The sequence below is a fragment of the Flavobacterium sp. genome, assembly GCF_043722275.1.
Classification (GTDB): Bacteria; Bacteroidota; Bacteroidia; order Flavobacteriales; family Flavobacteriaceae; genus Flavobacterium.
Map to the genome: position 1 here is coordinate 1 of NZ_JAYSPC010000169.1, position 6834 is coordinate 6834.

At 32.0% G+C, this 6834-nt stretch carries 7 protein-coding genes; 2 read left to right on the forward strand and 5 right to left on the reverse strand.

Annotation, left to right across the window (positions count from 1 at the left end; translation table 11 throughout):
- Positions 1 to 129: 129 nt before the first annotated feature.
- The 5 genes from ACHZDT_RS20605 to ACHZDT_RS20625 all read right to left on the reverse strand — a co-directional run bounded on the left by ACHZDT_RS20605 (position 130) and on the right by ACHZDT_RS20625 (position 4587).
- Complete coding sequence (locus ACHZDT_RS20605; RefSeq protein WP_394776583.1) at positions 130 to 672, reverse strand: hypothetical protein; 543 nt, start codon at positions 670 to 672, stop codon at positions 130 to 132.
- A gap of 46 nt (positions 673 to 718) precedes the next feature.
- Positions 719 to 1168 carry a hypothetical protein gene (locus tag ACHZDT_RS20610; protein ID WP_394776584.1) on the reverse strand — a complete coding sequence of 150 codons (450 nt, stop codon included), beginning with the start codon at positions 1166 to 1168 and terminating at the stop codon, positions 719 to 721.
- Positions 1169 to 1329: 161 nt separating this feature from the next.
- Entirely contained in the window at positions 1330 to 2088 is a 759-nt protein-coding gene (locus ACHZDT_RS20615) for a hypothetical protein (protein ID WP_394776585.1), read from the reverse strand.
- Positions 2089 to 2177: 89 nt separating this feature from the next.
- Entirely contained in the window at positions 2178 to 2510 is a 333-nt protein-coding gene (locus ACHZDT_RS20620) for a DUF4870 domain-containing protein (RefSeq protein ID WP_394776586.1), read from the reverse strand.
- Between the two features lie 157 nt (positions 2511 to 2667).
- Complete coding sequence (locus ACHZDT_RS20625; protein ID WP_394776587.1) at positions 2668 to 4587, reverse strand: hypothetical protein; 1920 nt, start codon at positions 4585 to 4587, stop codon at positions 2668 to 2670.
- Positions 4588 to 5008: 421 nt separating this feature from the next.
- Between ACHZDT_RS20625 and ACHZDT_RS20630 the strand changes: the two genes are divergently transcribed.
- Both ACHZDT_RS20630 and ACHZDT_RS20635 read left to right on the forward strand, forming a co-directional pair.
- Positions 5009 to 5587 carry a Crp/Fnr family transcriptional regulator gene (locus ACHZDT_RS20630; protein ID WP_394776588.1) on the forward strand — a complete coding sequence of 193 codons (579 nt, stop codon included), beginning with the start codon at positions 5009 to 5011 and terminating at the stop codon, positions 5585 to 5587.
- 87 nt (positions 5588 to 5674) lie between these two features.
- Entirely contained in the window at positions 5675 to 6775 is a 1101-nt protein-coding gene (locus ACHZDT_RS20635; protein WP_394776589.1) for an SDR family oxidoreductase, read from the forward strand.
- Positions 6776 to 6834 lie beyond the last annotated feature (59 nt).

The window sequence follows — 6834 nt, forward strand, 5'->3', positions numbered from 1 at the left end:
CGTCAAAGTTCGCTAAGATAAATCAGCACAAAGCTTTGTGAACTTTGTGTTTGTCAACACATTCTGCTATAAAAAAACTTTGTGCGCTTTGCGGTAAAATCAGTATTACGCTGTTAAAGCTTGATTATATTAATATGTTTTAACCTCAATTCCGTGTTCTTTAGCATACGGCATCGCAAGATCCCATACTTTTTTATACTTCGCATCAAACTCAGGAAACGATGTTTTTTCCATTTCAGCAATTGCTTTATCAATTTCTTCCTGAGACGCATTGCTTTCCATTAGTTTAGCAATTTTAATGTAATTGGTTTTGTATTTACCTTTTACAAATTCAAATAAATCTAATGAAGCATTGATCAAAGGCGTAGTTTCTTCCGTAGGTTTTAAATCCTTTATCTTTTCAATAATCTGATCGATGTACGGAATTTTAAATCTTAGAATATGATCCTCATAAGATTTTGCAGGAAACGTACTTTTTTCATCAAAAGCCAAAAGCTGATTTCCCTTTTTATTAAGTTCCATTGTCTTGAAATCCTTTCCGCCAAATTCCGTTAAAGTATTCGTATTTAACGCAGTTCTGTCAAAATATTCCTCAGGAGTATTTTCGAATTGGCAAGATTGCATGAAAATAGAAAGGAATAATAGAGAGAAGAGTTTTATTTTCGAAGTCATTTTTAATTTATTTGTATTATTATTTAGGATATAATCTAATTTACAATTATTCCAGAACATCAGCAATCAAAAATGATTTTCCAGTCAGAATAACTTTAATATCTCTTTTGAAAATTTCTTTAGACACAACATCTTTAAGTACAACTCTAAAAAGAAAACCATTATCTTTTGTTGTATTCATCAGTAAACAACTTGTAACACTAATCTTGTTCCAATCCTGAGCCGAAATTAAAAACCCGTCATAACCAACACGTTTCGTATTAAACTTTCCGTTCCATTTTTTCTCAAATGCAGCCAAACTCATTCCGCCGTCCATCTCGATATTCATCGCGTCACTTTTATATTCGCTATAGGCTTTAGTCGTAATGTTCTCCATTTCAACAGTTTCTTTAAAATACTGATCTATAGCTTTTAATAACCACTTTTTTGCCGCTTCGCCATCATTAAAATCATCTTTTTTAAACTGATTTTCAGAAATTTCAATTGGTGATTTCATCTTATCAGAAGTTTTAATTGCTGTATCAGAATAAAAGCTGCATATAAAAAGAGTCGTAAGGATAATTAATTGATTCATGATAAGTAAAATAATTTATGTAAACGTTTAATTTTTTTTAATAGAATTTAGAAATAAAAATCTTCTCAAAAGTAGAATAATTTTTATTCCATTTCAACCTGCAATAAAGCCATTACAGATTTCTGACTTCCTTTATCTGCGCCAATATTCCATTGTTCAACCGCTTTTTCCTTTTGACCCAAATAGAAATAATAAGCACCTAAAACCGTATAACCTTCGGGTTCGCCCTGTGCAATAATTTTATTGCCAAGCTTAATAATTTCAGGATTAACAGTTATGGGTTTATCATTTTTTTCATTGCTTAATAACGCACCCAAACCCTGATCTGCAATAAGCATCATCCCAAAATAATCCAGACAAGCCTTGCTCAATCCCTGATTACAAAGATTGCTCATTTTTTCTTCCTGGGCTTTTAATGATTTTTCATTCAGCGCAAAATCAAGCGACGATTTTGTTTGGGATATTTTGTAATATTCGTGCAGTAATTCTGCTTTTTTCTTAGAGGCAACAGCGTCTTTTCGATTATTTGCAACTACCGTATCTTTTTTAATCCACGTTTGTTTTTCAACCCAGTTCGAAGCACCAAGCAAAGTATTGCCTTTTATTTTAAATTTAAAAATGCTTTTATCCGGATATACAATCAGCGAATCACCTTTGATAAAGTAATCGCCGGCCCCCATTCCGACGATATTTACTTTACCATTTCCATCAAACTCAAAAAACGAATAAATGCTTGAATCGGATTTGGCCTGATAGTAACCCTGAATATTGTTATCAATAACCTGACTATATATTAAATTAGGAATATAAATTAATAATAGTAAAAGTTGAATTTTTTTCATGTCTCTGAATTTTTATATTTTACATTTCATTTCATAAAAAAAGAAACCAGTACAAAAACAAACGTCCTTATACCGGTTCAATTTTATTGTTATTTGATGAAATCAAATTTGTCAGTAAATAATTTACCTACAATAGGAACAGGAATTTCCTGCTCATTGTTAGCATTAATTATTCCCATAACCCATAATACTAAAACCACAATATTTACCAAACTTAAAATACTTGCTAAAGTTGGTATTACGACTGCAATTATCGTTAATGCAACAGAAATTACAATTCCAAGTATTGCGATTCCCAAACCTTGTTTCAGGTGAAATCTCGTAAGAGAATCTTTAACCGTAAGTTTATTGTAATTTACATAAGCAATTACCCACCCAATGATGGTAATGTAAGAAATAATTGAAAGCGTCTTTTTGTTCATGATTTGTAGATTTAAAATTCAATTCAAAACTACACATCAAATATTCAAAAAATGCAAATCTTGTATATACTAACCATCTACAACCATCATTTTAGTATCTATTTTGTATCTACAAGATCATTAAATTTAAAACAGAAAAACGCTGGAAGTATTGATTTTACTGAACTGACATAATATATGAATCCAAATCAGTTTCGCGGTTCAGATTCAGTTTTTGTTTAATTCTGTAACGCGCCATTCGCATACTTTGAGTTTCAATATTCATATGATTTGCGATTTCTTTCGTACTCATTCCTAACTTAATATAACCGCAATATTTAAAATCCAGCTTCGTTAAAGTTCCCGAAGCCTTTTCCTGTAAAGTCGAAAAAAAGACAGGATTTGTATTCTCCAGACTCGTTTTTAATAACTCAAATTCATCATCGACTTCCATACTTTTGTCAATAGTTTTTGAGATCGTTTTAATATCCGTAGATTTCTCAGTTTTCATAACCGACAACTTATTCTGAATGTCTTTTAAAACCTCATTTTTCTTTTCTAACTGCAAATTATTAGTCATTAATTCCTGTTGCAACTTATTTTTTTGCTGTTCCGTCAGTATTTTTTCCTGAATCGCAATTTGAAGTTCCTTCTCCGTTAATTCAGATTCCAGAACGGCAATCATCGCTTCTTCCTCCTTTATTTTCGATAAAAGAGTCGCTTCTTCATTTGCTTTTTGAAGTAATAAATTGGTTTTGATATACGATCTTTGTCTAAAATGATACGAACGAAGCATAAAAGCCAATGTAAAAAACACAAAAACCAAAAGTGCGATATACAAATAATTAATTTTCTTTCGGTATTCTAAATTGTCCGTCAATAACTTAATTTGCTCTGATTTTTTCTCCGTTTCAAAACGTATCGAAGCATTATATTCCTTCGCCCGGTTTTCCTTTTCGATCATAACCTTCAACGCTTTATCATACAAATAAAAATATTTTCGATAAGCCGGAAAATCATCTTTTAATTCCGCAAGATCCATATAGTTCTTATACAATAATGCATAATATCTAGCATTCACTTTTGAATCTTTAGCAATGTTTTGTTCTACTTTTTTCAATACTTTTTCAATATTTACTACATCATTCAAATTTGTATAATATTGAGCTTGTTGACCGTACATCACCATCAATTGTATCGGAACATTTAATTTCAGACAAACTTCCTCCGTTTTTTGCAAATATTTTAAAGTTTTTTCAGGTCGGGTTTCAAAAAAATGATACAAATAAAGACTCGTCAGATTCAGCCACGTTCTTCCATAAGAAAAATTGATATTGCCCTTCTTTTTTTCATTTTCAAAAATGGCAATTGCTTTCAAATAATCGTTTTCGGCAGTTTGCAATAAATTTAAATCAACCGGCGATTTTTGTTCCGCAGTATTCACCAGAAAAAGCGCCCAACTGGTTAAACCATTCGCAATATTGACTTCATTTTTACTTTCATAAGCCAGGTCCAAAGCCTTTTTACAGTATTTCTCAGAGAATTTAAGATCATTATTATCGCTAAAACTCGCCCCAAGATTTTCATATCCGTTGACCAACTTATCATATCTTATCTTGTTTTTTTCAAAATAAGCCAATGATTTCAGCATATAATAAATATATTTTTCCTTATTGCCAATAACCTCGTGTTTATACGCCAGAGCATAATTGGCGTAAGCAATAGATTTTTGATTTTTTGAAGCTGTCGCCAAAACAGAACTGGAATCAGCGTATTTTATTTGTTTCGGAATATTATCTGTAAATCGGGCAACATCCGAAAGCGCTTCATAAGCAATTGCCTGAATATTTGCTGCTTTTTCGTCACGACCAATTTCTAAAGCCTGATGCGCATAATTGTACGCTTTTATGGTATCAAACTTTTTATAGATAGTACTAAGTTCACATAAATAATCGCATTTTTTTTCTATGGATAAATCTTTCTGTCCGATTAATTTCAGTAATTCATTTTTGGTTTTTTGTCCGTAAGAATTACTTATTATAAAAAAAGAAAGCAATGTTATAAAAAGAGTTTTAGATTTAATTCCTGTTGTACTCATTGTAACGGTTGGTTTGTATAGAATTTTTGGTTTAACCTTTAATTATACTGAAGTTTGAAAATTAAGGATTTCGAAACCAAAGATATATAAATAGTAATATAAAAACCGTAATAAAATGGGTAGGAGATATGTTTTCTGAAAAATATTTTATCACATACAAACATAGATTTTATGTACAAAAGGAAGAAAACAAAAAAGAAACATATTACTTTCACATAATCAGCTTTGCGTATTAAAACAAGTGAAACGCCTTTTTAAGAATCCAAAAATCTATATTTCTATGTGTTAAAAAATAAATTTTCGTTTGTAAAATTTTAATTGAAAGTTTTACAAAAAAAGAAGCTTTCGGAATCCATAATATTCAAAAAACCGCTGAAAAATAAATATCATATCTTTGCTTAACTTCATCAATAAACCCGATATGTACGATATTATTTTCAAACATCTTGAAGAAAAAATTACGTTATCCTTAGAAGAAAAGGAACTGATTAAAACTTTTTTCCAACCTCAAAAACTTAAAAAAAGACAGTTTCTAATTGTTGAAGGTCACGTTTGTAAATACCTCACATTTGTATCTAAAGGACTTTTAAAGGCCTATAATGTCGATGAAAAAGGAAATGAACACATCAACCAGTTTACGCCCGAAGGTTGGTGGACATCAGATATGAACAGTTTTTTTAATGGTGAAGTATCGTTTTACAGCATTAATGCCATCGAAGATTCGGATATTTTGACCATCACCGCCGAAGATTTTAACAACTTAACATTACAGGTTCCCGTAATGGACAGGTATTTCCGGATTCTTTTCCAAAATAGTTTAATTACCAAAGAACGAAGACTGATACGTTCTCATACGCACAACGCTGAAGAAAAATACCGACATATTGCAGAAAACAATCCTGATTTGATCAAACGTGTTCCGCAGAATCTTTTAGCGTCTTATCTTGGACTTTCGCCCGAAACACTCAGTCGGCTTAAAAAGAACTTATTATTAGAATAAACTTGATATAGATCAATCGAATTTCTTGTTTTAGATCATCTTTTTGAAGCTTGTTTTAGAAGTAATTTTGGAAAAAATAATCATATTATGGATTCTCAAAAAATAACAACACTTTCTATAGAAGGCAATATTGCCTTAGTTGTAGGCGCAACCGGAATTGCCGGAAGCAATCTTGCCACAAAATTAATTGAACAAGGCTGGAAAGTTTTCGGACTTTCAAGAAACCCGAAAAATAATATCGAAGGATTAAATTCTATTGCTGCTGATTTATTGAACACAGATTCTTTAACTACAGCATTAAAAGATGTTGCGCCAACACATGTTTTTTTTACAACATGGATGCGAAACGATACCGAAGCAGAAAATATCAGGGTAAATAGTGCGATGATCCGAAACTTATTGGACGTTTTATCGCCTAAAGAATCAGTAAAACATGTTTCATTAGTTACAGGTTTAAAGCATTATCTAGGACCATTTGATGCTTACGCCAAAGCAGGAACATTGCCGGAAACTCCGCTAAGAGAAGAAATGCCAAGATTAGATTTACCTAATTTTTATTATGCGCAGGAAGATGAAGTTTACAGCGCGGCATCACGAGACGGATTTACCTGGAACATTCACCGACCTCATACTTTGATAGGAAATGCGGTAGGAAACGCCATGAATATGGGAAGTACTTTAGCCGTTTATGCAAGTATTTGCAAGCAGGAAGGGCTTCCGTTAATCTGGCCGGGATCTCCGGAACAATGGAACGGAATTTCTGATGTTACCGATGCTAAAATTTTAGCCGACCAAATAATATGGGCTGCAACTACGCCAAATGCGCACAATGAAGCTTTTAATATTACAAATGGTGATGTTTTCCGTTGGAAATGGCTTTGGCCAAAAATAGCAGAATGGTTCCAAATTGATTTTGAAGGATTCAATAGCGAAATAAAACCGCTTGAAGCACGCTTAAATGAGAAACAAGCCATCTGGACAAAAATTGCAAAAGAGCAAAATTTATCAGAATCAGATTTAAATCAATTAGCATCGGCTTGGCACACAGATCTTGATCTTGGACGCCCGCTGGAAGTTATGACAGATATCTCAAAAAGCAGAAAACTGGGATTTACAGCATTTACAAGCACAAAAGATTCATTTTTTGACTTGTTTACGGACTTAAGAAATCAGAAATTAATTCCTTGATTTTTGTAAATAAGTTAAAAATTAGAAACCTCCAAAGTCAAATTGATTTTGGAGGTTTT